Origin of the sequence: Streptosporangium sp. NPDC049248 (genome assembly GCF_040678965.1) — a bacterium.
Taxonomy (GTDB): domain Bacteria; phylum Actinomycetota; class Actinomycetes; order Streptosporangiales; family Streptosporangiaceae; genus Streptosporangium; species Streptosporangium fukuiense.
Window position 1 is genome coordinate 133,993 of the sequence record NZ_JBFAQY010000002.1, and the last position, 25,424, is coordinate 159,416.

At 70.0% G+C, this 25,424-nt stretch carries 20 protein-coding genes and 3 tRNA genes; 15 read left to right on the forward strand and 8 right to left on the reverse strand.

Annotation, left to right across the window (positions count from 1 at the left end):
* The first annotated feature begins 36 nt into the window (after positions 1 to 36).
* The 3 genes from AB0K21_RS04525 (at position 37) to AB0K21_RS04535 (ending at position 4,570) form a co-directional block, all read left to right on the forward strand.
* Positions 37 to 1,302, forward strand: a complete 1,266-nt coding sequence (locus AB0K21_RS04525; RefSeq protein WP_364147800.1) for an acyltransferase family protein — start codon at positions 37 to 39, stop codon at positions 1,300 to 1,302.
* Positions 1,303 to 1,462: 160 nt separating this feature from the next.
* Entirely contained in the window at positions 1,463 to 3,955 is a 2,493-nt protein-coding gene (locus AB0K21_RS04530; protein ID WP_343965282.1) for a DUF3516 domain-containing protein, read from the forward strand.
* Between the two features lie 96 nt (positions 3,956 to 4,051).
* Positions 4,052 to 4,570, forward strand: a complete 519-nt coding sequence (locus AB0K21_RS04535) for a DUF2087 domain-containing protein (protein ID WP_343965280.1) — start codon at positions 4,052 to 4,054, stop codon at positions 4,568 to 4,570.
* A 1-nt stretch (position 4,571) separates the two neighbouring features.
* On the opposite strand, the gene AB0K21_RS04540 is transcribed toward AB0K21_RS04535, so the two are convergent.
* The 3 genes from AB0K21_RS04540 to dusB form a co-directional block, all read right to left on the reverse strand.
* Positions 4,572 to 5,525: a TAXI family TRAP transporter solute-binding subunit gene (locus AB0K21_RS04540; RefSeq protein ID WP_343965278.1), complete on the reverse strand. Its 954-nt coding sequence runs from the start codon at positions 5,523 to 5,525 to the stop codon at positions 4,572 to 4,574.
* A complete protein-coding gene (locus tag AB0K21_RS04545; protein WP_343965276.1) occupies positions 5,522 to 7,444 on the reverse strand; it encodes a TRAP transporter fused permease subunit in 1,923 nt (640 codons plus the stop codon). Before AB0K21_RS04545 ends, AB0K21_RS04540 begins: the two co-directional genes overlap by 4 nt.
* A 193-nt stretch (positions 7,445 to 7,637) precedes the next feature.
* Positions 7,638 to 8,759, reverse strand: coding sequence for a tRNA dihydrouridine synthase DusB (dusB, locus tag AB0K21_RS04550; protein ID WP_343965274.1), 1,122 nt, complete (start codon positions 8,757 to 8,759; stop codon positions 7,638 to 7,640).
* A gap of 92 nt (positions 8,760 to 8,851) precedes the next feature.
* On the opposite strand from dusB, the gene AB0K21_RS04555 reads away from it, so the two are divergent.
* The 6 genes from AB0K21_RS04555 (at position 8,852) to AB0K21_RS04580 (ending at position 12,991) form a co-directional block, all read left to right on the forward strand.
* Entirely contained in the window at positions 8,852 to 9,505 is a 654-nt protein-coding gene (locus tag AB0K21_RS04555; protein ID WP_343965272.1) for an amino acid-binding protein, read from the forward strand.
* A gap of 108 nt (positions 9,506 to 9,613) precedes the next feature.
* Positions 9,614 to 9,685 (forward strand) — tRNA-Gly (locus AB0K21_RS04560).
* Between the two features lie 25 nt (positions 9,686 to 9,710).
* A tRNA-Cys gene (locus tag AB0K21_RS04565) sits at positions 9,711 to 9,781 on the forward strand.
* A gap of 17 nt (positions 9,782 to 9,798) precedes the next feature.
* Positions 9,799 to 9,870 (forward strand) — tRNA-Val (locus AB0K21_RS04570).
* Positions 9,871 to 10,505: 635 nt separating this feature from the next.
* The gene (locus tag AB0K21_RS04575) at positions 10,506 to 11,780 is read left to right on the forward strand and encodes a pitrilysin family protein (RefSeq protein ID WP_364147805.1); all 1,275 of its coding nucleotides are present in this window, start codon (positions 10,506 to 10,508) and stop codon (positions 11,778 to 11,780) included.
* Positions 11,777 to 12,991, forward strand: a complete 1,215-nt coding sequence (locus AB0K21_RS04580; RefSeq protein WP_364147808.1) for an insulinase family protein — start codon at positions 11,777 to 11,779, stop codon at positions 12,989 to 12,991. Before AB0K21_RS04575 ends, AB0K21_RS04580 begins: the two co-directional genes overlap by 4 nt.
* Positions 12,992 to 13,068: 77 nt before the next feature.
* On the opposite strand, the gene AB0K21_RS04585 is transcribed toward AB0K21_RS04580, so the two are convergent.
* Positions 13,069 to 13,584, reverse strand: a complete 516-nt coding sequence (locus AB0K21_RS04585; protein ID WP_343965265.1) for a hypothetical protein — start codon at positions 13,582 to 13,584, stop codon at positions 13,069 to 13,071.
* Positions 13,585 to 13,868: 284 nt separating this feature from the next.
* Here AB0K21_RS04585 and AB0K21_RS04590 point away from each other — a divergent pair, with 284 nt between their 5' ends.
* The 3 genes from AB0K21_RS04590 (at position 13,869) to AB0K21_RS04600 (ending at position 17,060) form a co-directional block, all read left to right on the forward strand.
* Positions 13,869 to 15,539 (forward strand): metallophosphoesterase family protein, encoded by a 1,671-nt coding sequence (locus AB0K21_RS04590; protein WP_343965263.1) that lies wholly within the window; start codon positions 13,869 to 13,871, stop codon positions 15,537 to 15,539.
* Positions 15,540 to 15,618: 79 nt separating this feature from the next.
* Positions 15,619 to 16,284: a hypothetical protein gene (locus AB0K21_RS04595; RefSeq protein WP_343965261.1), complete on the forward strand. Its 666-nt coding sequence runs from the start codon at positions 15,619 to 15,621 to the stop codon at positions 16,282 to 16,284.
* On the forward strand, positions 16,281 to 17,060 hold the full coding sequence (locus AB0K21_RS04600; protein ID WP_364147812.1) for a hypothetical protein: 780 nt from the start codon (positions 16,281 to 16,283) through the stop codon (positions 17,058 to 17,060). The genes AB0K21_RS04595 and AB0K21_RS04600 overlap by 4 nt, the downstream gene beginning before the upstream one ends.
* 48 nt (positions 17,061 to 17,108) lie before the next feature.
* Here AB0K21_RS04600 and AB0K21_RS04605 read toward each other — a convergent pair whose 3' ends face one another.
* Positions 17,109 to 17,471 (reverse strand): arsenate reductase family protein, encoded by a 363-nt coding sequence (locus tag AB0K21_RS04605; protein WP_343965257.1) that lies wholly within the window; start codon positions 17,469 to 17,471, stop codon positions 17,109 to 17,111.
* A 132-nt stretch (positions 17,472 to 17,603) separates the two neighbouring features.
* Positions 17,604 to 18,017 carry a DUF3592 domain-containing protein gene (locus AB0K21_RS04610; protein WP_364148368.1) on the reverse strand — a complete coding sequence of 138 codons (414 nt, stop codon included), beginning with the start codon at positions 18,015 to 18,017 and terminating at the stop codon, positions 17,604 to 17,606.
* A gap of 489 nt (positions 18,018 to 18,506) precedes the next feature.
* Between AB0K21_RS04610 and AB0K21_RS04615 the strand changes: the two genes are divergently transcribed.
* The gene (locus AB0K21_RS04615; RefSeq protein ID WP_364147816.1) at positions 18,507 to 20,147 is read left to right on the forward strand and encodes a DUF885 domain-containing protein; all 1,641 of its coding nucleotides are present in this window, start codon (positions 18,507 to 18,509) and stop codon (positions 20,145 to 20,147) included.
* A gap of 193 nt (positions 20,148 to 20,340) precedes the next feature.
* On the opposite strand, the gene AB0K21_RS04620 is transcribed toward AB0K21_RS04615, so the two are convergent.
* Positions 20,341 to 23,430 (reverse strand): BTAD domain-containing putative transcriptional regulator, encoded by a 3,090-nt coding sequence (locus AB0K21_RS04620; RefSeq protein WP_343965253.1) that lies wholly within the window; start codon positions 23,428 to 23,430, stop codon positions 20,341 to 20,343.
* A 355-nt stretch (positions 23,431 to 23,785) separates the two neighbouring features.
* Positions 23,786 to 23,938 (reverse strand): hypothetical protein, encoded by a 153-nt coding sequence (locus tag AB0K21_RS04625; protein WP_343965251.1) that lies wholly within the window; start codon positions 23,936 to 23,938, stop codon positions 23,786 to 23,788.
* A gap of 255 nt (positions 23,939 to 24,193) precedes the next feature.
* Here AB0K21_RS04625 and AB0K21_RS04630 point away from each other — a divergent pair, with 255 nt between their 5' ends.
* Both AB0K21_RS04630 and AB0K21_RS04635 read left to right on the forward strand, forming a co-directional pair.
* Positions 24,194 to 24,532 (forward strand): hydroxyisourate hydrolase, encoded by a 339-nt coding sequence (locus AB0K21_RS04630; protein ID WP_326641313.1) that lies wholly within the window; start codon positions 24,194 to 24,196, stop codon positions 24,530 to 24,532.
* A 41-nt stretch (positions 24,533 to 24,573) separates the two neighbouring features.
* On the forward strand, positions 24,574 to 25,407 hold the full coding sequence (locus AB0K21_RS04635) for a BTAD domain-containing putative transcriptional regulator (protein WP_364147821.1): 834 nt from the start codon (positions 24,574 to 24,576) through the stop codon (positions 25,405 to 25,407).
* The last annotated feature ends 17 nt before the right edge of the window (positions 25,408 to 25,424 follow it).

The following is a 25,424-nucleotide window of genomic DNA, read 5'->3' on the forward strand; positions in this document are numbered from 1 at the left end:
GCACCGGCGCCCGCCGGTCGTGACCCGTTCATCGACGTGCTCCGTGTGTTCGGCATGGCCCTGGTGGTGCTCCAGCACTGGAGCATGCCGGTGCTCTCCTTCGCCGACGGCCGGATCACCACCGGCAACGCGCTGGCCACCGGGAACGGCTGGATGATCACATGGATCAGCCAGGTGATGCCGCTGGTCTTCTTCGCCGGGGGCGCGGCAAGCGCGATCAGCAGGCGCGCCGCCGTACGGCGCGGTGACACCGCTCCCGCCTGGCTGGCGACGCGCCTGCGTCGCCTGGCCTGGCCGGTGGTGCCGCTGGCGGCGGTCTGGCTGCCCCTCCCCCACCTGCTCCTGACGCTCGGCATGCCGGAGCAGCCGGTCATCACCGCCTCGCGGCTGGCCGGACAGCTTCTCTGGTTCCTGGCGATCTATCTTGTCGCGGTGGCGCTGACCCCGCCGATGCTCAGGCTCAACATGGCGTACGGCTGGCGGGTGCCGGCCACGCTGGCGGCGGGGGCGGTGGCGGTGGACCTCCTGCGCTTCACCAGCGGTCTGGACGTGGCGGGTCTCCCCAACATCGTGCTGATCTGGCTGGCGGTGCACCAGCTCGGCTTCCTGTACGCCGACGGGCGGCTGGGCCGCCCCTGGATCCTGGCGGCGGCCGGGTACGGTCTGGCCGCGGCGCTGGTGACCTTCGGCCCCTACCCGCTCAGCATGATCGGGATGCCGGGTGCCGCCGTCTCCAACATGGCACCGCCCACGCTCGCGCTGCTCTCGGTCGGGGTCGGCCAGATCGGGCTGGCGCTGGGGCTGCGCCGCTGGATCGTCTCATTCGCGGAGTGGCCCGGGGTGGCGAGGATGCTCGGCTGGGCCGGCGGCCGGATGATGACCCTCTATCTGTGGCACATGAGCGCGCTGTTCGTCATCGTCTCGATGGTCGTGGTCGGTCTGGGAGTCTCCACCCCCCAGCCGGGCACCTCGGCCTGGATCTCCGGCTGGCCGCACTGGCTGCTCATGCTCGCCCTGGCGATGTGGCCGCTGCTGCGGGGTCTCGCGCGGTTCGAGGCGCCCCCCTCGGCCAGGCCGTACACCGGGGGGATGGCCAGGATCGTCGTGGCCACCGTGCTGGTGGGACTGGGGCTGCTCACACTCACCGCGCTCGGCTTCGTCCCGGGGACGGCCCCCCTGCTCGGGGCGGGCGCGATCGTGGCGGGCCTGGCGCTCACCGGCCCGTCCTTTCGCACCTCGCCCGCCTCACGGGCGGACGTTCCCGGACCGCGTCCGCTCCCGGATCACCCTCGGCACGCCTGACGGCTCCGGCACCTCAGCCGACATCAAGTCCTTTTAGTAGCTGTTTATGCCAAAAAAAGTGATCATAACTACATAACGTTACATATTTTACGCGAAATGTAATGCCGACCATCGCCGCCCCCGGTTCGACCACCACAAGTTCTTCGGCAGTATTGGAACTGTGAGCCTTGTAGACCGCCTGCCAGAAGAGATCGACGCCGATCCCGATGCCATCTTCGACGCCTTCGTCGAATGGAACTCCGAGCGAGGGCTGACCCTCTACCCCGCACAGGAGGAGGCGCTGATCGAGGTGGTCTCGGGGAACAACCTGATCCTGGCCACCCCCACCGGCTCGGGCAAGAGCCTGGTCGCCGCCGGAGCCCACTTCACCGCGCTGACCAAGGATGTCCGCACCTTCTACACCGCCCCGATCAAGGCACTGGTGTCCGAGAAGTTCTTCGACCTGTGCGAGGTCTTCGGCACCGAGAACGTCGGGATGATGACCGGCGACGCGAGTGTGAACCCCGGGGCGCCGATCATCTGCTGCACCGCGGAGATCCTCGCCAACGTCGCACTGCGCGACGGCGCACAGGCCGACATCGGCCAGGTGGTGATGGACGAGTTCCACTTCTACTCCGAACCCGACCGCGGCTGGGCCTGGCAGGTGCCACTCCTGGAACTGCCGAACGTGCAGTTCGTTCTGATGTCGGCGACACTGGGCGACGTCACCAGGTTCGAGGAGGACCTCACCCGGCGCACCGGCAGGCCCACCGCCGTGGTGAAGAACGCCGAGCGCCCGGTCCCGCTGGTCTACTCCTACCGGATGACCCCCCTCCACGAGACGCTGGAGGAGATGCTCACCACCAACCAGTACCCGGTCTACGTCGTCCACTTCACCCAGGCCTCGGCCATGGAGCGGGCGCAGGCGCTGATGAGCATCAACATGTCGACCAAGGCCGAGAAGGAGGCGATCGCCTCCATGATCGGCCACTTCCGGTTCACCACCAGGTTCGGCAAGGCGCTCTCCCGCCTGGTGCGGCACGGCATCGGCGTACACCACGCCGGGATGCTCCCGAAGTACCGCCGCCTGGTGGAGCGGCTCGCCCAGGCGGGCCTGCTGAAGGTCATCTGCGGCACCGACACGCTCGGCGTCGGCGTCAACGTCCCGATCAGGACCGTGCTCTTCACCGCGCTGTCGAAGTACGACGGCAACAGGGTGCGGCGGCTGCGCGCCCGCGAGTTCCACCAGATCGCCGGACGGGCCGGGCGGGCCGGATTCGACACCATCGGCTACGTCGTCTGCCAGGCCCCCGACCACGTGGTGGAGAACGAGAAGGCACTGGCCAAGATCGGCGACGACCCCAAGCGGCGGCGCGGATTCGCCCGCAAGAAGCCGCCGGAGGGCTTCGTGGGCTGGAGCGAGGAGACCTTCGAGAAGCTGCAGAGCGCCGAACCGGAGCCGCTGAACTCCCGGTTCAAGGTCAGCAACGCCATGCTCCTCGCGGTGATCAACCGGCCCGGCGACTGCTACGCGGCCATGCGCCACCTGCTCACCGACAACCACGAGGACCGCAAGTGGCAGCGGCGGCACATCAGCCAGGCCATCGCGATCTACCGGTCGCTGCTGGCCGGAGGCGTGGTGGAGAAGCTGGACGAGCCCGACGAGCACGGCCGGATGGCCCGCCTGACCGTCGACCTGCAGGAGGACTTCGCGCTTAACCAGGCGCTCTCCACCTTCGCGCTGGCCACCCTCGAACTGCTCGACATCCAGGCGCCGAACTACGCCCTGGACATGGTCTCGATCATCGAGTCGATTCTCGACGACCCCCGCCAGATCCTGTCCGCGCAGCTCAACAAGGCGCGCGGCGAGGCGGTGGCGCAGATGAAGGCCGACGGCATCGAGTACGAGGAGCGGATGGAGCTCCTCAACGAAGTGACCTATCCGATGCCGCTGGCCGACATGCTGCTGGGCGCGTACGAGACCTACCGGCGCGGCCATCCCTGGGTGGGCGACTACACGGTCAGTCCCAAGAGCGTCATCCGCGACATGTACGAGCGGGCGATGACCTTCGCCGACTACGTGCAGTTCTACGAGCTGACCCGGTCCGAGGGCACGGTCCTTCGCTATCTCGCCGACGCCTACCGCACCCTGTCGCGGACCATTCCCGAGCACCTCAAGACCGAGGACCTGGTCGACCTCATCGAGTGGCTCGGCGAACTGGTCCGGCAGGTCGACTCCAGCCTGCTGGACGAGTGGGAGCAGCTGCAGAACCCGACCGGGGAGCTGGAGGCGCCCTCCCTGGAGGAGAGCACCAAGCCGGTCACCGCCAACACCCGCGCGTTCCGCGTGCTGGTCCGCAACGCGATGTTCCGCCTGATCGAGCTGGCCGCCCTGGAGAACGAGCAGGAACTGGAGCAACTGGCCCCCGACGTCGACTGGGGCGCCGCGCTCGACGCCTACTACGAGGACCATGAGGAGATCGGCACCGGCCCGGACGCCCGAGGGCCCGGCCTGCTCCGCATCGAGGAGGAGAAGGAGTTCTGGCGGGTCCGCCAGGTCGTCTCCGATCCGGCCGGCGACGGCGACTGGGGCATCGACGCCCAGGTCGACCTGGCCGCCTCCGACGAGGAGGGCCGCGCCGTGGTCCACGTCATCGGCCTGAACCGCCTCTGACATCCCCGAGGCGGGCCCCCGCTCGCCGTGCTCGTCCTGGCTCCTCGATTGCCCGAGAGCGCGGAAACACCGGGCTCGACCGGCGAGAATGACGGGATGAGCGACGAAGCGATCAGGCAGGTGCTCGGCCTGCTCTACCAGGAGGACACGCTACGGGTGCTGGCGACCCTGGCACTGGGCGGCAAGCCCGAGGAGGAGTCCGGCCTCGACGGGGAGGCGGTCAGGCGCGCGCTGGACCGCCTGGAACGCGGCGGGCTCGCCGTTCGGGGGGAGGGCGGCGAGTGGCAGGTGCGGCGCGAGCGGTTCCGCGAGCTGCTGCACACCACGGCCAGGCCCGCGTCCCCGGTCTCTCCCGAGGAGAAGGTGCTGCGCTCCTTCCTCGTCGAGGGGCGGCTGCGGGCGATCCCCAGCAAGCGGGACAAGCAGTTGGTCGTGCTCGACTACGTGGTCCAGGTCTTCGAGCCGGGGGTCCGCTACCCGGAGAAGGAGGTCAACGTCGCACTGCGCGCCTTCCACGACGACTACGCGGCGCTGCGCCGCTACCTGGTCGACGAGGGCATGCTCAGCAGGCAGAACAACGTCTACTGGCGCAGCGGCGGCTCCGTCGAAGCCTGAATCAGCCGTAGTACCTCCTCGCGCCGTCGTGCAGGGGCACCGGCTCGGTCTTCCGCGCGTTGTCGCGGCTGATCTCCCCGGCCACGGGATGGATCTTCTCCAGCTCCGCCCTGCGCTCGAAGAGCAGCCTCGTCAGGCTCTCCACCAGGGCGGGGTCCATCCTCTCGTGCACCACGAGCAGGTTGGGCACCGAGATGGTCGACACGTCCGAGGGGGTGTCGTAGACGTCCTTGGCGATCGTGCCCGGGGCGTACGCCGAGCCGTGCTCGGCGCGCATCGCGGGCAGCACCCCGTCCAGCGGTACGAAGGCGACCTGGCCTCTGAGCGAGGTCAGCAGATCGGTGATGCCCGGTGTCGGCAGGCCACCCGACCAGACCAGGGCGTCGAGGTCACCGTCCTTGAGGGCCTGCACGCTCTCCGGCAGTCCCAGCGACTGACGGGTGATGTCCTCCTCCGGGTCGAGTCCGGCCGCCTTCAGCAGGCGTAGCGCGATCACCTCGGTGCCGGAGTTGGGCGAGCCGGTGGAGACCCGTTTGCCCCTGAGATCTGCGACGGACCTCACTCCGGAACCGGTGGTGGCGACCACCTGCGTGTGGTTGTCGTAAAGGCGGGCGACGGCGCGGATCGGTTGGGGCGCGCCGAAGGAGCCCTTGCCCGTGACGGCGTCGGCGGCGGAGTCGGCCAGGGTGAAGGCGATGTCGGAGTCACCCCTGACGATCCGCTGGATGTTCTCCACCGAGGCGCCGGTCGCCTCGGCCGTTGCCTGATAGCCGGGGATGTTCTTGCCGATCTGGTCGGCCAGCCCCCCGCCGAGGACGTAGTAGACGCCCGTGGTGTTGCCGGTGGCGATCGACAGCCTCTTGCCCGTGGCCTGGTCGGCCGACCTGTCTCCGCCACAGCCGGCCAGGAACAGCAGCCCCGCCGCCAGCAGGGCGATCCCGCGTCTGACTGTCAATGCTCCGCCTCTCGTTCGCGTGTCACCAGATGGAGGGAGACGGCCACGATCAGAAGCACCGCTCCGGCGAGCGCGGGCAGCGGCGACAGGAACAGCAGCAGGATCGCCGCCACCGCGCACAGCACCCGCTCGACCGGCCCTGCCGGACCGAGCAGCCGCCCGCCGGTGGCGGCGGCCAGCGCGGCGACCGCCACCGCCGAGACCGCCGTGGCCGCCAGGATCTCCCCGAACGTGCCCTGGGCCAGCAGCCCGGCCCCACCTGGGGTCAGCACGAAGGCGAAAGGCACCAGGAACGCGGGAAGGGTGTACTTCCAGGTGGTCATCATGGTCCGGTAGGCGTTGCCCCCGGTGATGGCCGAGGCCGCGAAGGCCGACAGCGCCGTGGGCGGACTGACCTCCGACAGCACCGCGTAGTAGAAGATGAACATGTATGCCTCGGCCTGACTGACACCGAGATCCGTCAGCGCGGGTCCGATGACGACCGCCGCGATGACGAACGACGCGGTCACCGGCACCGCCAGACCGAGCACGAGCACCGCGACCGCGCACAGCAACGCGGTGACGGCGAGGAGCCCGCCCGAGGCGCCGACGATCAGGGAACTCGCCTTGAGACCCAGCCCGGTGAGCGTGACGACGGCGACGATCAGCCCGGCGGCGGCGCAGGTCGCCGCGACCGGCAGCACCCCGGTCGTCCCCGCGGCCAGGGCCCTGGCCGCCCTGCGGGGGGTCAGGGCGTGCTCGGAGTCGAGGAAGGAGAGCACGAGGGCGAGCAGCGTGGCGTACACCACGGCGCGGAACGGCGACTGGCCGAGTGCCATCAGGACGACGATCACGAACAGCGAGCTGAAGTGGTAGCCGAACCGCCTGATCAGCGGCCAGAGGCTCGGCGCGTCCACCTCGACCGCCCGTGTCCCGTACCTGCGGGCGTCCATCTCGATGGCCAGGAAGACGCCCAGGTAGTACAGGACGGTGGGAATGGTGGCGTAGAGCAGCACCGTCAGGTAGCTCACCCGCATGTACTCGGCGATGATGAACGCCGCGGCGCCGAGGGTCGGGGGCGACAGGATCGCTCCGATGCCCGCCGCCGCGAGCACTCCGCCCCCCTGCTCGGGCGGGTATCCGGCCCGGCGCAGAATCGGCCAGGCGACGCTGCCCACGCTCACCGTCGTCGCGACGCCGGAACCGCTGACCGTACCGAGCAGGAATCCGGCGAGGGTGACCGTGCGGCCCGGCGCCGAGCGCGAGCGGCGGAACGCGGCCAGTGAGACGTCCACGAAGAACTTCCCCGCCCCGGAGTGGTCGAGGACGGCACCGTAGACGGTGAACAGGATGATGTAGGTGGCCGCCACGTCGAGCGGCACGCCGTACACGCCGTCGGTGCCCATCACGAACGAGACGACGATCCGGTCGAGGTCGTAGCCGCGGTGCCCGACGGCCCAGTCGAAGGGCAGGTAGCCACCGTAGTAGGCGTAGGCGGCGAACCCGACGCAGACCGCGGGCAGTATCCAGCCGACGGTGCGCCGGCAGGCCTCAAGCACCAGCAGGACGATGACCGCCCCGGCCGCCACGTCGAGGGTCGTCGGCTCGAAGGCGCGCCGGATGAAGTCGTCGAAGACCGCCAGCGGGTAGAGGCAGGCCACGAGCGCCAGCGCGGCGAGCGCCCAGTCGTCGGCGCCCGGCCGGTCGGTGCCCCGCCGCCCCGGCTTGTAACAGACGAAGGTGAGCGGCAGCACGACCGCGAGGAAGAGCATCCGGTACGGGAGAACGGGGCCGGGCCGGAACGCGCGGTAGAGGACGTACAGCGACAGGCCGAGGGCGACCAGCGTGACGGCCTGTGCCACCCGGCCGGAGAGGCGCCGGGCGGGCCGTTCCGCGTCGAACTCCGCGATCAACTCATCCGCTGATGTGGTGTTCGTCAACCGTCGTCTCCACGTGTGAGCCGCGATATTCGACTGCAGGTTATCGAGAAGGTTGACTCTTATCTGTCAGAACGGGTCACAGTCGCGTCACGCCCACCCCGCGGGAGACCTCTGCTCCGACGGCGAGGCGAGCGTCAGACGGCAGGATCGGGACGCGCGACCACCGATGGCGGCCGGCCGAGGGAGGGCGCGGTCAGCCGCCCGAGGTGTCGGTCTCGGCGTCGGCGCTGGGAACCGCGAGATCGTAGGGGTCGTCGAGCCAGCCGGCGGGCAGGTGAACGCGATCGCGCGGATTGGTCTTGCCCCGGGGGACGTCCACGCCCTCGGGCCAGGGCTGGTCGGCGTCGAGTTCGGCGAGCCCCTCCCGCAGACCGGCCAGGGTCTCGGAGGTGGCCAGGCGGCGACGGAGGGCGGAGCCGACGGTGAAGCCCTTGAGATACCAGCCGACGTGCTTGCGGAAGTCGGCCACGGCGTGCGGCTCGCTCTCGAAGCACTCGGCCAGCAGGGTGGCGTGCCGGTCCATGGTCGCGGCGACCTCGCCCAGCCGGGGACGGAGCCGCGCGTCGCCGCCCTCGCACATGGCCGCCAGGTCGGCGAAGAGCCACGGGCGTCCCAGGCACCCCCGGCCGACGACGACGCCGTCACACCCGGTCTCGTCCATCATGCGGCGCGCGTCGCCGGCACTCCAGATGTCGCCGTTGCCGAGCACCGGGATCTCCGGCACGCTCTCCTTGAGCCGCGCGATCGCCTCCCAGTCGGCGGTTCCGCCGTAGTGCTGGATCGCGGTGCGGCCGTGCAGCGCGATCGCGGAGACGCCCTCCTCCACGGCGATCCGCCCGGCGTCCAGATAGGTCAGGTGGTCGTCGTCGATGCCCTTGCGCATCTTCATGGTCACCGGCAGCGTCCCGGCGTTGCGCACCGCCTCGCGCAGGATCTTCCGGAGCAGGTTCCGCTTGTACGGCAGGGCGGAGCCGCCGCCCTTGCGGGTCACCTTGGGCACCGGGCAGCCGAAGTTGAGATCGACGTGGTCGGCCAGGTCCTCCTCGGCGATCATGCGGACAGCCCTGCCGACCGTCACCGGGTCGATCCCGTAGAGCTGGAGGCTGCGGGGACGCTCGTCGGGCTCGAAGCGGATCATCTTCAACGTCTTGGGGCTACGTTCCACCAGCGCCCGTGTCGTGATCATTTCGCAGACGAACAGACCGCCGCCCTGCTCCCGGCAGAGGGCGCGGAACGCCGTGTTGGTTATCCCGGCCATCGGGGCGAGGACGACCGGCGGCCACACCTCCAGCGATCCCAGCTTCAACGACTCCACCTGGCTTTTCTACCGCACCGCGACGGACGGGACGAATCATCCGCTGGATATGGTGTACCTGGCGTAACCCGACGTGACATGGGAGGCCGCGGATGCTGCTGCGACTGCGGATCGCACTGCCCGACCAGCCGGGCTCGCTGGGGAAGGTCACCCGCGTCCTCGGCGTCGCGGGCGCGGACATCACCCAGGTGGTCGTCCTGGAGCGCGGCGAGGGCCGGGCGCTGGACGACATCACCGTCTACTGGCCCGACTCCGCTCCCAGGGAAACCCTGGTCGAGGGGTTGGAGAGCGTGCCGGGGGTGACGATCGAGGGGGTCTGGAGCACGCGCGAGGCACCGGGCACCTACCCGGAGCTGGAGATCCTCAAGTACATCAGCACGGCGGGCGATCGGGCGCTGGCCACCCTGATCGACTCCATGCCCGTGCTGTTCAGCGCCGACTGGGCCGCGGCGGCGACCGAGAAGCTCCCTCGCGCGACCGTCCACTCCAGCTGGCGGGCTCCCGAGCAGGTCCCCTTCCCCGCCGAGACCCCCGCCCGCCCGACTTCCTTCACCCTCGACTCCGGCCTGCACGTGATCGCCGCCCCGCTGCCCCCGCTGGCCCTGACCTTCCTGCTGGCCCGCGCCGACGGCCCCGCCTTCCACCGCATCGAGGTGCACCGCCTCACCCGCATCCTGGAGATCTTCCTCACCCTGCCCGCGGTGGAACGCGCCGTCGTCCGTCAGTTGCGCCACCAGACCGGCTGAGCCGCCTGCGGCCACCGGGCGGGCGGCCGAACGTACGGTTACGCAACCGCGCGGAAAACCCGCTAGAGTTCTCTCGTCGCCACCGGGAGCGAAACCCGGAGGAAACACGCGGAAGTGGCTCAGTGGTAGAGCATCACCTTGCCAAGGTGAGGGTCGCGGGTTCGAATCCCGTCTTCCGCTCGAAGGGTCTTCGGGCTCTCACTCCGGTGGAGTGGCCGAGAGGCGAGGCAACGGCCTGCAAAGCCGTCTACACGGGTTCAAATCCCGTCTCCACCTCTGGTCCTTCCCCATGCGGACGATTAGCTCAGCGGGAGAGCGCTTCCCTGACACGGAAGAGGTCACAGGTTCAATCCCTGTATCGTCCACCCACATCAAAGGCCGTTTCCCCCAGCGGGAAACGGCCTTTTTTGATCTTCTGAGCGACCAGGCCGCCTTGTCCCCGGCGGCGAGGGCCGGATCCGGTCGCCGCGCTCCGGGGCCTTGGCCCGCACCGGCCTTCGGCGGGCACACCACCGCCGTCAGCCCGCCGGGTCGGCTTCCGCGGCATGGCGTCGCCGTGGCCGCCAAAGGCGGGTCCTTCCGCGTGCGTCAGCCCGGACACGGACGGGTGGACACCTCACCGAGCCCACAGGAGTCCCCCGGCAAGGGCCTTTGGCCGGCCGTCGGCGGCGACGCACACCCGGCCGATGACGCCCGCGCCCGTCTGCTTGAGGTCCCTCGTGGCCGTTGACATGCCGGTCCAGTAGCCCACAAGTCACCTTCAAGACGGTCACGACACGCTCACCCCGAGTTGACCACGACGGATCTTCGCCGTCATCCCGGCGAACGTGGTCGCGTCCAGGTGTTCGTCCCATTCACGGGGAGACAGAATCATGCGCAGGAGACACGGCGGCGGGGGCGGCTCCCATGCCGGTCCGCCGGCATGGGACGTGGGCCGGCACGATGCCCCGGCGGACGCCTGGCAACCGCCGCCCTCTTCCTCGCGCGAGGTGAGCCGCCGATGAAGACCGCCGAGATCGTGCGCGTGACGTTGGGCAACGGGCTGCGGGTGGTCGTCGCGGAGGAGCGCTCCGCGCCCATCGCGGGCGTCGCCGTCCACTACGACGTCGGCTTCCGCGCGGAGACCGAAGACAGATCGGGCCTGGCGCACCTGTTCGAACATCTGATGTTCCAGGGGGAGGCGGGCAGCGAACTCGACCACTTTCAGCAGGTCGAGAGCATCGGGGGCTTCTGCAACGCCTCCACCCGGCAGGACTACACCGACTTCTACAACGTCGTCCCCGCCGAGGCCGCCGCCCAGGTGATCGCGCTGGAGGCCGCTCGCATGCGAGCCCCGAAGATCACCGAGCGGGCCATCCTGGCCCAGACCTCGGTCGTGCGGGAGGAGATCCTGGGCAAGATCCGCAAGCCCTACGGCGGTTTCCCCTGGCCCAGGCTGTCACCCGTGCTCTTCCGCGACTTCGCCAACGCGCACGACGGGTACGGCGACTACACCGCCCTCCAGCAGGTCACCCTTCAGGACTGTGAGGACTTCTTCGACCGCCACTACAGCCCGGCCAACGCCGTGGTGACGGTCGCGGGCGACGTCGAGGCCGACGCGGTGCTGGAGGTCATCGGTCGCACGTTCGGGGAGATCCCGCCCCGGCCCGCCCCCACGCTCACCTCCCGCTGGGAGCCGGAACCGACCGGGCGACCGGAGGCCGGGTACACCGACGCTCTGGCGCCGCTTCCCGCCTTCGCCATCGGCCACCGGGTGCCCGACCCGGCCACTGACCCGCGAGCCCACTTCGCGCTGGCCGCCCTCGCCGACGTGTTGGCCGGAGGCTCCCAGCCGCGGCTGCGTGAGCGACTGCGGCGTGAGACGGGGCATACCATCATCTTCTCCACCCGTGTCGGTCTGTTCGACTTCCTCGACGCCCGCGACCCCGACATGTGGATCCTCACCGCGGTCCATCCGAAGGAGTTGCCGGCCGAGCAGGTGCTGGCCGCCGTGGACGCCGAACTGGAGGCGATCGGCGCGCTCGGGCCCACCGACGAGGAGGTGCCGCGCTGGCGCACCAGATGGGTCAACTCCCATCACCGGTCCATGGACCAGCTCGCCAACCGGGTGCGCATGATCGGGCGCTTCGAGCTGTTGTTCGGTGATCCCGGCCGCGTCGCGCGGCTGCCCGAGCTGTGTGCCGAGGTGACCGCCGCCGATGTGGCGGCGGCGGCGCGCGGCCTGCGCCCGGATTCCCGTGCGCTGCTCAGGGCCGTTCCCGAGGAGGGGCGATGAGTAACGCGGTCGTGGATCGCACCCTGGGGAACGGCCTGCGCCTGCTGGCCCTGCGACACGGCGTCACCCCCCTGGTCGAGGTGCGTCTTCACCTTCCCTCGCCCTGTCCGACCCGGGGCGCTCTGGCCGAGTCCGTGCTGCTGGCGGCCTGCCTGTCGCAACGGCAGGGCGCGGACGACGGCGTGGAGCTGAGCGTGGTGGCCGACGTCCACAAGATGACCGTCACCGCCTCCTGCTCCGTGCACGCCCTGGACTCCCTCATGTCGGCGCTGACAGAGGTGGTGGAGGGGGTGCCCGCCGAGGTGGAGTCGGTGCGTGGACAACTGATCGCGCAGCTCAGGATGGTCAGGGCTCACCCCGACATCTCGGTCAGGTCCGAGCTGGCGCGGCACCTGTTCGGCGACCACCCGCTGGCCTTCCAGGTGCCGGAGGATGACGAGCTGGCCGGGATCGCAGAGCTGCGGCGCCGACCGTTCGACCCTCGCGGCGCCGTCCTGATGATCCTCTCGCCGGACGACCCCGAGCGGATGGCCGACGCCGTGGAGAAGGCGCTGGCCGGCTGGCGGCCGCTCGCACGGAGCGCACCGCCGCTGCCGCCGCCTCCCAGGATCGAGGGTGGCCGGCTGGCGCCGCTGCCGCGGCCGGGCGCGCAGCAGTCTCGCATCCGGCTGCGCGCGCAGGCGGTGACCGCGGAGCACGAGCGCTATCCGGCGCTCTTCCTGGCCTGCAACGTCCTGGGCGGCTACCTCTCCTCCCGGCTGTCGAGAAGCCTGCGTGAGGACAAGGGCTACGTGTACGGCGTCACCACGTTCTTCGACCTCCAGCACGGCAGCGGGCTGCTGGCGATCGAGGCCGACACCGCGGCCGGCACCACGAGCGCCGCGATGGAGGCGCTGGCCGCCGAGCTCCGCGGGATGCGGACGCGTCCCCCCACGGGACAGGAGATCCAGGCCGCCCGCGCCTACGCCCTCGGTTCGATGGCGACCCGCCTGGCCCCGCGCGCCGCCTTCGCCTCCTCACTCGCCGACCTGGCCGCCAAGGGCATGGACCCGCTCTGGCTGCTCGGCTTCTCGCGCCGCCTGGCCGCCGTGACGCCGGACGCCGTGGTGGCGGTGGCCGAGGAGTTCCTCGCTCCCGAGCGCTTCTCCGGCGTGGTCGTCGCGGATCCCGAAGCGCTCCCCCGCCCCCTCACCCTCACCGAGGTGGAGTAGGGACACGACGGTCAGGACCGGGCGGGCGCCGCGCCCGCCCGGTGGACGGTGCCCGGCGGCGCGTCACCGGTCGGCGGTCACCACCTCGCCAGGGGCAGCGCCGAACCGTTCATCGAGCCTTCTGGGCTGTAGACCACGCACATCACGTCGCGGTCGCCGTCGGCCCAGGTCTTCCGGGTCGGCATGACCGGGTAGAAATCCAGCCCCGAGGCCGACTCACCGCTCCAGTTGCCGTCGAACCCCCGTCGGCAACTCTCCCGGGCGAACGTGGTCAGCGCGGCCGGATCCCACGCACCGTCGGGGGCGTGCACGAAGCCGTACGACTGGTTGGCCGCCTGTTCCTTGCAGGGTGTGTAGAGCACGACGACCTCGGCCGCCTCCGGGGAGTAGGCCGGGTCGGTGAAACACTCCCCCGCCTCGATGTGCAGGAGCCCGCCGGTCTCCGCGGTGATGAAGGTCTCGTCCTTGACCGTCGGTCCCGCCGGCCCCACCGTGGACGGCGGCAGGAAGAGCGTGCCGAGCACCACGAAGCCGGGAAGCAGCGTCCAGCGGCGGGCAGGTCGCCGGTCGGCGGCCTGCCGGGGGCTCGTCATCAAATACCTCCCGTTCGGGGATCTCGGCCTCGGCCCGGGAGGGGACGCGACGCCCGCTCGCACGATGTTAGGCGCGCGCCACCGAACGCGAGGGCAACGGAAAGTGTCGAGCGCACGGCCTTCCGGCCACATCAATGGTGCGTTTGGGGCCAGAGATACCAGGGAGACGGTGTTCATCCGGACGTAATGCCCTATATGGGTTTTTGTCCATCTTTTCTGGATCAATACCGACGTCCACCGCACTCCCTCGGTGGAATGTGATCCTCCCTGGAAAAGAGCTCATGATGGGCAAAGTCAAGCTGCCCCGATCCGCCGGATCCCGGCGTACCAGGCTGACGGCGGTCGGCGCTGGCGTGCTGATCGTCGGCGGCCTCGCCTTCAGCCCGGTGGCGTTCGGCGCGGCCGCGCCGCCGAAGTACCCCGCCGCCGATATCCACAAGCCCTCCCCCATGCCCGACCGGGTCATCCTCACCCCGACCACCACGCCGTCGGCCAGCCAGAAGGTCACCTGGCGGGCCGTGACCGAGGCCGAGTCCGCGCAGGCCGAGATCCTTGAGGCCCCCCGCGCGCTCGGCGGGGTCGCACCGCCCGCGGGCGCGGTCGCCAACGTCAGGGCGATCAGCACCACCCCGGTCAACACCACGCTGGGGTACGCCTCCGTCTACCACACCGTCGAGTTCACCGGCCTGAAGCCGAACACCCGCTACAGCTACCGGGTCGGCGACGGCACCAACTGGAACGAGTGGAGCGACTTCACCACCGCGGCGGCCGACCTCCAGCCGTTCTCGTTCATCTACTACGGCGACGCGCAGAACTACATCGACTCCGCGGTGCCGCGCGTCTTCCGCCAGGCGTTCGCCGAGCGCCCGCAGGCCAAGATGATCGTCAACGCCGGTGACCTCATCGACTCCGCGAACAGCGAGGAGCAGTGGGGCCAGTGGTACAAGGCCGCGGGTTTCATCGACAGCCAGGTCAACAACCTCTCGATCCCCGGCAACCACGAGTACAGCGGCGGCCTGTCCGCCTTCTGGCGTCCGCAGTTCCCCTATCCGGACAACGGACCGGGTAACCCGGAGCTGAAGCAGACCGCCTACACCGTCGACTACCAGGGCGTGCGCTTCATCGGCCTGGACTCCAACGTGCAGAGCAACGCCGCCCTGATGGCCGCGCAGGCCACCTGGCTGGAGGGGCTGCTCAAGGACAACCCGAACAAGTGGACCGTGGTGACCTTCCACCACCCCGTCTACTCCACCACCGGCACCCGCAACAACCCCGCCGTACGCGACCAGTGGGGCCCGCTGTTCGAGAAGTACGGCGTGGACCTGGTCCTCCAGGGCCACGACCACTCCTACGGCCGCGGCAACGTGGCGACCGCCCGCAAGTCGGTCACGGTCAACAACGGCGTCGCCTACGTCGTGTCCGTCTCCGGCGGCAAGATGTACGCCCTCAACAACGGCGAGAACTGGACCGGAAACGGCGCCGAGGTCGTCAGCAAGAGCCAGAACACCCAGCTCTACCAGCTGATCGACGTCGAGGCCGACAAGATCACGTTCGAGGCCCGTTACGCCAACGGCGAGCACCACGACGGCTTCGTCGTCCGGAAGAACAGCAAGGGCGAGCGCACCGTCAACGAGGTCCGCACCGCGGAGAACACCGTCGGCGAGCAGGTCGGCGTCGACAAGACCACCGTCGACCACCGCGGCGAGCTCACCGTCTCCGCGTACGGTTACGACCCGGCCGAGCGCGTCTCCGTCTCCCTGCGCAAGGCCGACGCGAACGCGCGGGGCAAGGACAAGGACAGCGTCTCGGTCGGCGTGCGGGACGCCGATGAGCTGGGCCGCCTGACCTACACCTTCCGGCTTCCGGCCAACGTGAAGAAGGGCGAGACCTACGTGGTCCACCTGGACAGCGCCAACCAGAAGATCACCAGCCCGGCCGTCACGGTCAACAAGTAGTAAGCCCGCCGGGGGCGGGGCCGCCGTTACCGCGGCCCCGCCCCCGGACGTGCCGGAACCTTGTCGGACAGGAAATCCATTGAAAATCCATGCCCGCACGCTGGCGGGCGCGCTGCTCGTCTGCGTCCTGGCCGGCTGGGCCACCCCGGCCGCCGCCCACCCCTTCGGACCGCCGTCCACCGCGCGGATCGAGGCCGACGGCTCGCGCGTGACCATCTCGTGGCTCCCGGCCGAGGACGACTGGGTCGCGCTCGGCCAGTCGCTCGGCGCGTTCGAGGACCCGTCCACCGGCACCGTCTCGACGGAGCTGACCGGCGAGCAGAAGCTGGAGCGCTCAACGGCTCTCCGCGACTACCTGCTGGAGAAGATCACGGTCGCCCAGGCCGGCCGGCCGTGCGAGAGCCGGCTGGAGGAACTCCGGGCACTGCTCGTCGACGGCGCCCGGTTCGTCTTCGACTGCCGGAGCCCGGTGACCGAGGTGGACGTGACGATCGCCGCCCTGACCGACCTCAACACGGCGTACCGGACGATGCTCATCGCGGGCGATTCCGCCACTCCCCGGCAGACACTCTTCACCGAGGCCGTCAGTACCCGGCGCCTGAGCTTCTCCGGATCGGGCGGGAACGGCGGGTCCGGGCAGACGACGAGCGTCGCCGTCGGCACCGCCGTACTGCTGGCCGGGGCGGGTGCGTTCGTCGTGCTGCGCACCCGGCGCAGGGTGAGTACGACGGGTACCCGGTCGTGACGGAGCTCAGCGGCTTCGAGAGCCGGTTCATCTCGCTCTTCGACAACAGGGGCGTCTTCTGGGTGGTCCTCGCCGTCGCCCTCGTCGCCGGAGCGATGCACGCGGTCGCCCCCGGCCACGGCAAGAGCGTCACCGCGGCCTACCTGGTCGGCACCCGGGGCAACCACCGCGACGCGCTGCGCCTGGGAGTCATCGTCGCGTTGATGCACACCTTCTCGGTGCTGGTACTGGCGTTCGCCTGGGTGGGGCTGAGCAGCGCCGCGAGTTTCGGCACGGAGAGCGTCACCGCCTGGATGCAGGTGCTGGCCGGACTGGTCACCGTCTGCGTGGGCGTCCACCTGACCTACCGCCACCTCCGGGGACGCCGACACCGGGCGCAGCACGGCCACGGTCACGGCCACGGCCACGGTCACGGTCATGGTCATCAGGTTGAGGACGGACCGGATCCCTGGTCGCGCCGGGGCCTCGTCGCGCTGGCCCTCTCCGGTGGGCTGCTGCCCTCGCCGTCGGCCTTCGTCGTCCTGATGAGCGGGCTGCTCACCGGCCGGGCCTTCGACGCCGTCGCGCTCGTCGCCGCCTTCGGCGTGGGGATGGCCCTCACCCTGACCGGTGTGGGCGTCGTGACGATCCGGGGCTACACCCTGCTGGCCCGCGGAACCCACAGGTGGTCACTGGCCTCCACCGCGATGGCCTGGGCCCCGGCCGCCGCCGGCCTCGCGGTCTCCTCGGCCGGCGGCCTCTACCTCGTCGCGGCGATAGGCACCTTGACCGGCTGACACCTCCGGGCAGGAAGCCTCAACCGGCTTCGCCCATGTCTCCGGCGCCTACCGGGGTGGAAGCAGCGAACGGACGGCCTCCTCGGTTCGGGCGACGACGGCCGGTCCGTCGTCGGCGGTGATGATGGGGCGCTGGATCAGAATCGGATGGGCGGCCAGCGCCCGGATCCAGCGGTCGCGGCTCTCGGGGGTGCGGGGCCAGTCGGCCAAGCCGAGCTCGACGGCCGCGCTCTCGCCCGTCCGGGTGATGTCCCAGGGTTCGAGGCCGAGCCTGGTCAGCACCTCACGGATCTCCCGCTCGTCGGGCGGGTCCTCCAGATAGCGCCGGACCGTGTACTCGGCCTTCTCCGCGTCCAGGACGGACAGCGCGGAGCGACACTTGGAACAGTCGGGATTTATCCAGATTTCCATGCTGCCTTCCTTCGGGGACTCGGGCGACGGGCGAGAGGAACCCACTGCGGGAACCGTAATAGAACAGTCCTCATGAGTCACCTTCGGCAGGACAGGCGGCCGAATCGGCCGCCAGGGGGACGGGCCCCGTCCTCACAACCAGGAGCTGACCGCGACGACCAGGGAGACCACCAGGATGACCGCCCCGACGGTCAGGAACAGCACGCCGTGGAGCACACCTTTGCCGCCCACCCCGTCCAGACGGGCGCGCTGGGGTCGCTCGGGGTCGTAGGTCACCATGACCTGCTGGCCCGGATGGACCGGCGAGGGGTTGGAGCCCAGATCCGACTCGGTCTCCACCACCGAGCCCTGCACCGTCTGGAACTGCAGCGTGGGGTAGTACACGCCGCTGTCGTTGCCGTTGCTGCTGGACCAGCGCAGCCCCACGACGACGCCCGGCACCCGCACCCCGTGCCGCTTCAGCCGCTGCCCGATGGTCATCACCCGGATGCCCATCCCGGCGAACACCGCTCCGAACAGGATTCCCACCAACGGCATGGTGCTCATGTCCACCACCGCCTCCTTCTCATCTCGTTCAAGGGCCGCCGGCGCAGTCCCGTTCGGGGACCTGCGCCGCGCCGAGCCGCTCCCGGCTCAGGAGGACCGCGGATGAGGTTAGAGGCCGACACTGGAGAACGACTTGTAGATCATTGGGACGCCCTGGCCGCGGGTGCCCACCGCCGACGAGACCGGTCTCCGCTGAAAAGCCCGGTGTCGCGCACGGCAGAAAACACAGCGAGGGCAGGTGCGGTTTCAGAGCCGCTCATCTGTGCGGCCTGTTCGGGATAGAAGGTCAAAGGCGCAGCGAGAGCAGGTGAGGGTTCGGGGACCGCCCCGCCGCCGCCTCCGATGGTGACCGAGCCCGGACGTGACCGAACCCCACCCCCGGGTACCCGTACGCCACATTCGCCGACGTGCCCCGGTCACTGAAGCCCGCCACCAGGTTCGATAGCGGAGCGATAAGGCATGGATGTTGGGCGGTCCTACGTTTCGGACATGAGCACTCCGATTTTTGCGCTTTGCGATGAGTACGTCACCCGCTGGGCGGCTCTCGACCCGATCGCGGCAGGTGCCGAGGGCATCGTGTCCGACTTCGTCGCCGCCACCGACCACAGCCCCGCCGGGAGCTCTGCCCGTGCCGAGCTGATCCGTACGACCCTCAAGCGTCTCGACGAGCTGGTCCCGACCGGGGAGTCGGACATCCGGGCGGCCGCCCACCTGCGGGAGCGGCTGGAGGCCGAGCTCGGCTGGCACGACATGGGTGAGCCGCTCCGCTGGGTGGCGGCGCCGTACGGGCTGCCCTACCGGGTGCGCTCCAGCGTCGTCCTCCTCCCGCACGGCAACGATGACGAGTGGCGCGACGTCGCCGCCCGCCTGGCGGCGATCCCCACGATGCTCGCCGGATGGCGGGAGAGCCTGGAGGTCGGCCTGGCCTCGGGCCTGCGGGGCGCTCGCAGGCAGGCGCTGGCCATGGCCGACCAGGCCGACCAGTTCGCCGGCGCGGGCGGGACTCCCCCGGCGCACGACGCCTTCGTCGCCACCTACGGCGAGGGCCCGGTCAAGGAGGAGCTGCTCAGCGCGGCGGCGGCGGCCCACGCCGCGTACGCCGACGCCGGGCGCTACCTGCGCGAGGAGTACGCCCCGAGGGCTGACGAGGCCGACGCGGTGGGCCCCGAGCGCTACGCGGTCGCGGCCAGGATCAGCCTGGGCTCCGACATCGACCTGCGCGAGGCCTACGAGTGGGGCTGGGCCGAGCTGGAGCGCATCGGGGCCGAGATGGCCGCCGAGGTCGAGCGGATCAAGCCGGGCGCGACCATCGAGGAGGCCACCGAGATCCTCAACGAGACCCAGGCCGTCGACTCCCTGGAGGAGTACCAGGCCTGGCTGCAGGAACGCCACGACTGGGCCATCGAGCAGCTGAACGGCACCCACTTCGACATCCCCGAGCCGCTGCGGCGGATCGTGGCCGAGGTCGACGTGAGCTCCACCTCCGGCGCGGCCTCCTACAACTCGCCCAGCGAGGACCTGTCGCGGCCCGGCCGCACGCTGTGGCCGGTCGGCGGGCGGACGCGCTTCGCCACCTGGAGCGAGCTGACCACGATCTTCCACGAGGGCGTTCCCGGCCATCACCTGCAGTTCGGCGCGATGCGGATGGCCGAGGACCGCCTGTCCAGGTTCGCCAAGGTCTCCTGGGTGGACGGCCACGGTGAGGGCTGGGGCCTGTACGCCGAGCGGCTGGCCGACGAGCTGGGCTGGTTCACCGACCCCGGTACCCGGCTGGGCATGCTCAACTGGTCGGCGCTGCGCGCCGCCCGGGTGGTCATCGACCTGGGCGTCCACCTGGACCTGCCGCTCCCCGACGGCTCGAAGTGGACCTTCGAGAAGGCCTGCGAGGTGCTGCGCGACCGGGGTCGTTGCGAGCCGCACCGGGTCGAGGCCGAGGTGGTGCGCTACTTCGGCTGGCCCGCCCAGGCCATCGCCTACAAGCTGGGCGAGCGGGCCTGGGTGCAGGCCCGCGAGGAGGCCAGGCTGCGCCAGGGCGACGCCTTCGACCTGCGTGCCTGGCACACCGCCGCGCTGGAGCTCGGACCGGTCGGCCTGTCCAGCCTGGCCGACGCCCTGCGCCGGATCGGCTGATCTTCGGCCCCGCTCCTCGTGTGATGTCGCCGGGCGGCATCACACGAGGGCCACCGGTGAGCGCCCGCACCGCCCACAGCGACGACGGCCACTCGATCAGGGCCGGTGACCGACCCGCCGCACCACACGTCCGCGCCCCGCCCAGGGGCGTGGCCGCGCCGTCTCCGCCGCCTCCCGCCGGGCACGGCCGGGGTCAGCCGGCGGGAGGATCCGCCAGCTGGGTGCGGATCTGGGCGGCGATCGCGGGGGGCATCGTGTCGGCCAGTTCGAGTGCCTCCTCCGAGACGCTCAGCGCCGCCTCGGTCTCGCCGACGGCCGAGTACGCCTCACTGAGCATGACCAGGACGCGGACCACGTGGAACGGCGCGTCGATCTTGTGGAACAGGCCGAGGGCCTGGTGGAAGCGGCCGATGGCCTGTTCGGTCTGGTCGGTGGCCAGCGCCAGCTCACCGAGGCCGAGCACGACCCGCGCCTCGGCCAGTTTCTCTCCCATGGTGCTCGCCAGTTCCAGGGCGCGCTGGAGCGTGAGGTCGGCCTCGGTGAAGTCGCCCTGGCGCAGCCGCGCGATGCCCAGGCCGTGCAGGGCGTACGCCTCTCCGGTCGGGTCCCCGATGTTGCGTACCGTGGTGAGCGTCTGTTCGAAGACCTCGGCCGCCGACGGCAGCTCTCCCGAGCGGAGGTAGGTCTCGCCCAGCCGGTGCAGGACCTGTGCCTCCACGCGGCGGCTGCCGCCGACCCTGCTGAGTTCCAGCGCCTCGCTCAGCAGTAGCTTGGCCGCTTCGAGGTCCTCGCAGTCCAGTCTGATCTGGGCCACACTGTGCAGCACGTAGGCGGAGGCGACCTGGTCATCGGTCCTACGGAAGATCGCCAGTGCGCGTTCGTAGCGTTCCACGGCGTCGTCGAGCCGGCCGCTGATCCGGTCCAGGAAGGCGATGTTGCGGATGACGAGGGCCACGCCGAGGTCGTCGCCCGCCTCCTCGAACAGTTCCGCGGCCGCCTCGAAGTCGCGGCGCGCGTCTCCGAACCGCTGCTCGGCGATGTAGAGCGAGCCGATCGAGTAGAGCATCGCCGCCTGCCCCCTGCGGTCCCCGGCCCGCCGGGCGGCGGCCAGCGCGACCTCGTGGGTCTCCCGCCAGTCGTCGAAGTAGATCCTCGACTCGAACAGGGTCACGGCGCTGATCGCGAGATCCCAGCAGAGCTCGACGAACCCGGCCTGCGCCGCCTGGCGGATCCCCGCGACCAGTGTCAGCCGCTCGCGCTCGTACCAGGGCAGGGGGGCCATGACCAGCTTCTCGACCAGCCGGTCGGGCAGCGACCAGCGCGGGGCTTCGCTGTGCACCTGTACGTAGTCGCCGCCGTACTCGCGGCGGTGCGCCTCCCCGGTCAGGAAGAGCAGCCCGCCGAGCACCCTCTCCAGCGCGGCCTTGCGGTCGGCGACCGCCTCCTCGGTGGCGAGGCGCTCGCGGGCGAAGACGCGGATCAGGTCGTGGAAGCGGTACTGGCCGTGCACGCCGTATCCGGTGTCCGTCGCCTCGATCAGCTGGGTGTCGGCCAGGTCGTCGAGCAGGTCCTGGGCGTCGGAGGGGTCGCTGTCGAGCAGCGCGGCGGCGACCCAGCCGGAGAAGTGCCGGAACTCCAGGATGGCCAGGCGCCTGAACAGCCTCCGCGCGTCCTCGCTGACGCTTTCGTAGGTCAGGGAGATGCTCGCCCTGATGCCCAGGTCCCCGTGTTTGAGCTCGTCGAGCCTGCGGGTCTCGTCTTCGAGCCGGCCCACCAGCTGGTCGATCGTCCAGTGCGGCCGGGCCGCGAGCCTGGCGCCCGCGATGCGCAGCGCCAGTGGGAGGTGGCCGCAGAGGTCCGCCAGCCGGGCCGCCGCCTCGTGCTCGGCCTGCACCCGTTCGATACCCGCGATACGGGAGAGCAGGTCGACCGACTGCCGCGAGTCGAAGAGGTCCACGTCGAGGTGGGCGGCACCGGGCAGGCCCGCCAGCCGGGTCCTGCTGGTGATTATCACCGCGGCCTCGGGATTGCCGGGAAGCAGGGGCAGCACCTGGCTCTCGCTCCTGGCGTCGTCCAGGACGATCAGCATCCTGCGTCCGGCGAGCAGCGCGCGGTACATCTCCGCCCGCTCGTCCACCCCGTCGGGGATGGCGGCGCCCGGCACGCCCAGCGCCCGCAGGAAGCGTTCGAGCACCTGCCCGGAGCCGAGCGGGCGCGACTCCCCTCCGTGCAGGTCGGCGAAGAGCTGACCGTCCTCGTAGCGGCCGGCGACGCTGTGCGAGACGTGCACCGCGATCGTGGACTTGCCGATCCCCGGCTTGCCGACCACGGCGATGATGGGCACGGCGAGTCGCTGCCGGTCCTCCGCGGCGAAGGTGAGCTGGCTGCGGATGGCCTCGACCAGTTTGATCCGGCCGGTGAAGTCCGCGATGTCGGTGGGAAGCAGCCGGGGTACGGCCCGGTGGGCGACCGGCGCCTCGTTCGCCTCGCCGTGGCGCTGGAGCTGCTGCGGTTGTTGCTGCTGCCGCTCCGGCGGGTCAAGGCTCTCGTCGGAGGTGAGGATCGCGTACTCGAGTTGCTGCAGGCTCTCGTTGGGCTCGATGCCCAACTCGTCGATCATCGTCTGGCGGGCGCGGCGGTAGACCGTCAGCGCCTCCGCCTGGCGCCCGGAGCGGTAGAGAGCGAGCATCAACTGGCCGCGTAGCCGCTCCCTGAGCGGGTGTTCCTCGACGAGCTCGCTGAGCTCGCCGACCAGCTCGTGGTGCCTGCCGAGTTCCAGTTCCAGATCGACGCAGTCCTCGTTGGCGTTGATCCGGCGCTCGGTCAGCCTGCTGACCGCCGCCTGCACAAGCCGGCTCTCCTGGCCGTCGAGGGCGGGGCCCCGCCAGAGGGCGAGCGCGTCCCGGTAGTGTCTGACCGCCTCCTCCGGGTTGCGGTTCTCACGGGCCTGGCGGGCCTGGCTAAGCAGGTTCTCGAAGTTCTGGGAGTCGAGCTGCCCCTCGGTGACCCGCAGGGTGTATCCCTGGGAATGGGTCGCGATGACGTCGAGGTTGCCGTGGGCGGCGAACAGTCGCCGGAGTGAGGAGATACAGATCTGCACCTGCGCGCGCGACGTGCTGGGAAGGTCGTCACCGTAGATCGCGTCGGTCAGTCGCCCGATGGTGACCATGCGATTGGCCTCCAGCAGAAGGCAACCGAGAACCACCTGTTGCCGGGGTGCTCCCAGATCCAGGCGCTGGGAACCGGCCACGACTTCCAGAGGACCGAGGATCCGATACTCCACCCGAATCTCCTTACAGAGTCGCGGCCTGTCCAGGAAATCACCGCATGGTGTTGCGTAAGAGAGACGTCAGGCACCTGACCATTAACTTAAACTCAGGAAAATATATCGAATTTCGGCCAACCGTAACCCCAGACATATAACTCAGTGATCACGACGGGTGATTTTATGTGCATGAACCGCTGTCTGCCCGGGATCATACAACGTCGCTGAGTGGAGAACCAGGGGGTTTTGTTAAGGTCTGGCCTGACTTGCGACTAACGGGTGGGTTTGAGACGCGAAGAAGCGGCCGGGCCTTGGACGGCTCCGACCGCTCCGGCGAATCCCGCCGCCGGCGACCACCGGGCGGGGGTGCGGTTCAGCCCCAGGGGGTGTTGCTGGCGAGCACCACGGTCTCCGGGGATCCGCCGGCGGCGACTGCGGGGAGGACGGCGGTGAGGCCGAGGCATCCCAGGATGGCGGTGGCGGCGATGATGGACCGGAGAGCGTTGGAGCTAGCGAATTTCCGCATTTTCTGCACCTCTTGTTCGTGTCTTCCTGGCTGCTGTTCGCCTGTCTGCTTCAAAACGTAGGCAGCCCCCCTATCCAGCCTTTATCCGATCTCTTCTGATCCGACATCCGCCCCATTCGCCGGGAAAAGATAGGGAGCGGTAGCCGATGGATAGCGGGCCGAAAGCGGACGGATAACGCTCCGGTGGAACCTGATGGGACCGAGGTCGCGTGATACAGGTCAAGCGGCCCCGACCAGAAGATGGGTATCCTCACCATGAGCATCGCCACGCAGGCACTTGACGGCGTCTACGGCCGATCCGCGGCCGGTGTCCGAGCTCGCCTGGAGCGAGCCGTGGGCGCGGACTGGCAACAGGTCTCCGAGGGAGAGACCGACATCGAGGGAAACGTAAAAGAATGGATGGACGAATTCATGGAGCGCGGGCTCTATCGTCTCGTCCTCGCCACCGACCACTATTTCGCCGGGCTTGGCATGACCACCTCCTACCCGGAGGTCACGGTGATGTTCAGAATGCACGACGAGTGCATGCCCTATCACATCCAGGTCGTGCTGGCACCGCACTCGTACACGACGTATTTCGGCGTCCGCGGTTGACTCCGCGAGCGGCGGAGTCCGTTCTCCTGAGGGAAGCGAACATGCCTGTTCAACAATTGGCGGTACCTGGCCCCCACAACTCCGGAGCCGACGAGGGCACGCCCTCGGTCGTCGCCCGCTGCCTGAGCAACTTCCGTCTGGAGGTCGACGGGCAGGCCGTGTCACACTGGCGCGCCGGCAAGGCCCGGGCCCTGTTCCAGTACCTGCTGGTCAACCGTGACCGGTTCGTCCACCGGGACCGGCTGCACGAGGTGCTGTGGCCGGAGAGAGCGGACCACCACTCCAGCTCGCTCAAGGTGGCCGTGCACGGCGTACGCCGGGTGCTCAACGGGTTCGAGGACCGGGACGGCTTCACCCTGCTCCACCAGAACCACGGCTACCTGCTGCGGACGAACAGCGCGTGGGTGGACATCGAGGAGTTCCAGCGCGCCTTCGACCGGGGCCGGGACGCCTGGGTCGCCAAGGACCACGACACCGCGATCGCCTGGTTCCAGCGCACCGCCGACCTCTACATCGGTGACTTCCTCACCGGCGAGACCGGCGGCTGGATCAACGAGCAGCGGCAGTGGATGCGCGGGACCGCCCTGCGCGCGCTGTCCGCGCTGCGCAGCGAGTCGCTGGAGCGAGAGGACTGGCCGGCCGCGATGCACTGGTGCCGCCGGACCCTCGACGTCGACCCCCACCACGAGGCCACCTACCAGACCCTGATGATGATGCACGGCGAGCTCGACGAGCTTGGCCGCGTCCTGAGCTGGTACGAGGTGTGCCGTCACCGGCTCCGCACCGACCTCGGGGTGGAGCCGAACGAGCGCACCGAACGGCTGCTGGCCGCGCTGATGCGGGGCCGGAGCCGGCCGCCGCTGACCGGCCGGTGACCATGACGACTCCATCG

Bases quoted from the DNA above. Each gene is read 5' to 3' on its own strand.
- AB0K21_RS04535 (WP_343965280.1), top strand. From the start codon at position 4,052: ATGAGCGACGAAGCGATCAGGCAGGTGCTCGGCCTGCTCTACCAGGAG.
- AB0K21_RS04555 (WP_343965272.1), top strand. From the start codon at position 8,852: ATGCTGCTGCGACTGCGGATCGCACTGCCCGACCAGCCGGGCTCGCTG.
- AB0K21_RS04575 (WP_364147805.1), top strand. From the start codon at position 10,506: ATGAAGACCGCCGAGATCGTGCGCGTGACGTTGGGCAACGGGCTGCGG.
- AB0K21_RS04580 (WP_364147808.1), top strand. From the start codon at position 11,777: ATGAGTAACGCGGTCGTGGATCGCACCCTGGGGAACGGCCTGCGCCTG.
- AB0K21_RS04585 (WP_343965265.1), bottom strand. From the start codon at position 13,584: ATGACGAGCCCCCGGCAGGCCGCCGACCGGCGACCTGCCCGCCGCTGG.
- AB0K21_RS04590 (WP_343965263.1), top strand. From the start codon at position 13,869: ATGGGCAAAGTCAAGCTGCCCCGATCCGCCGGATCCCGGCGTACCAGG.
- AB0K21_RS04605 (WP_343965257.1), bottom strand. From the start codon at position 17,471: ATGGAAATCTGGATAAATCCCGACTGTTCCAAGTGTCGCTCCGCGCTG.
- AB0K21_RS04610 (WP_364148368.1), bottom strand. From the start codon at position 18,017: ATGAGCACCATGCCGTTGGTGGGAATCCTGTTCGGAGCGGTGTTCGCC.
- AB0K21_RS04615 (WP_364147816.1), top strand. From the start codon at position 18,507: ATGAGCACTCCGATTTTTGCGCTTTGCGATGAGTACGTCACCCGCTGG.
- AB0K21_RS04625 (WP_343965251.1), bottom strand. From the start codon at position 23,938: ATGCGGAAATTCGCTAGCTCCAACGCTCTCCGGTCCATCATCGCCGCC.
- AB0K21_RS04630 (WP_326641313.1), top strand. From the start codon at position 24,194: ATGAGCATCGCCACGCAGGCACTTGACGGCGTCTACGGCCGATCCGCG.
- AB0K21_RS04635 (WP_364147821.1), top strand. From the start codon at position 24,574: ATGCCTGTTCAACAATTGGCGGTACCTGGCCCCCACAACTCCGGAGCC.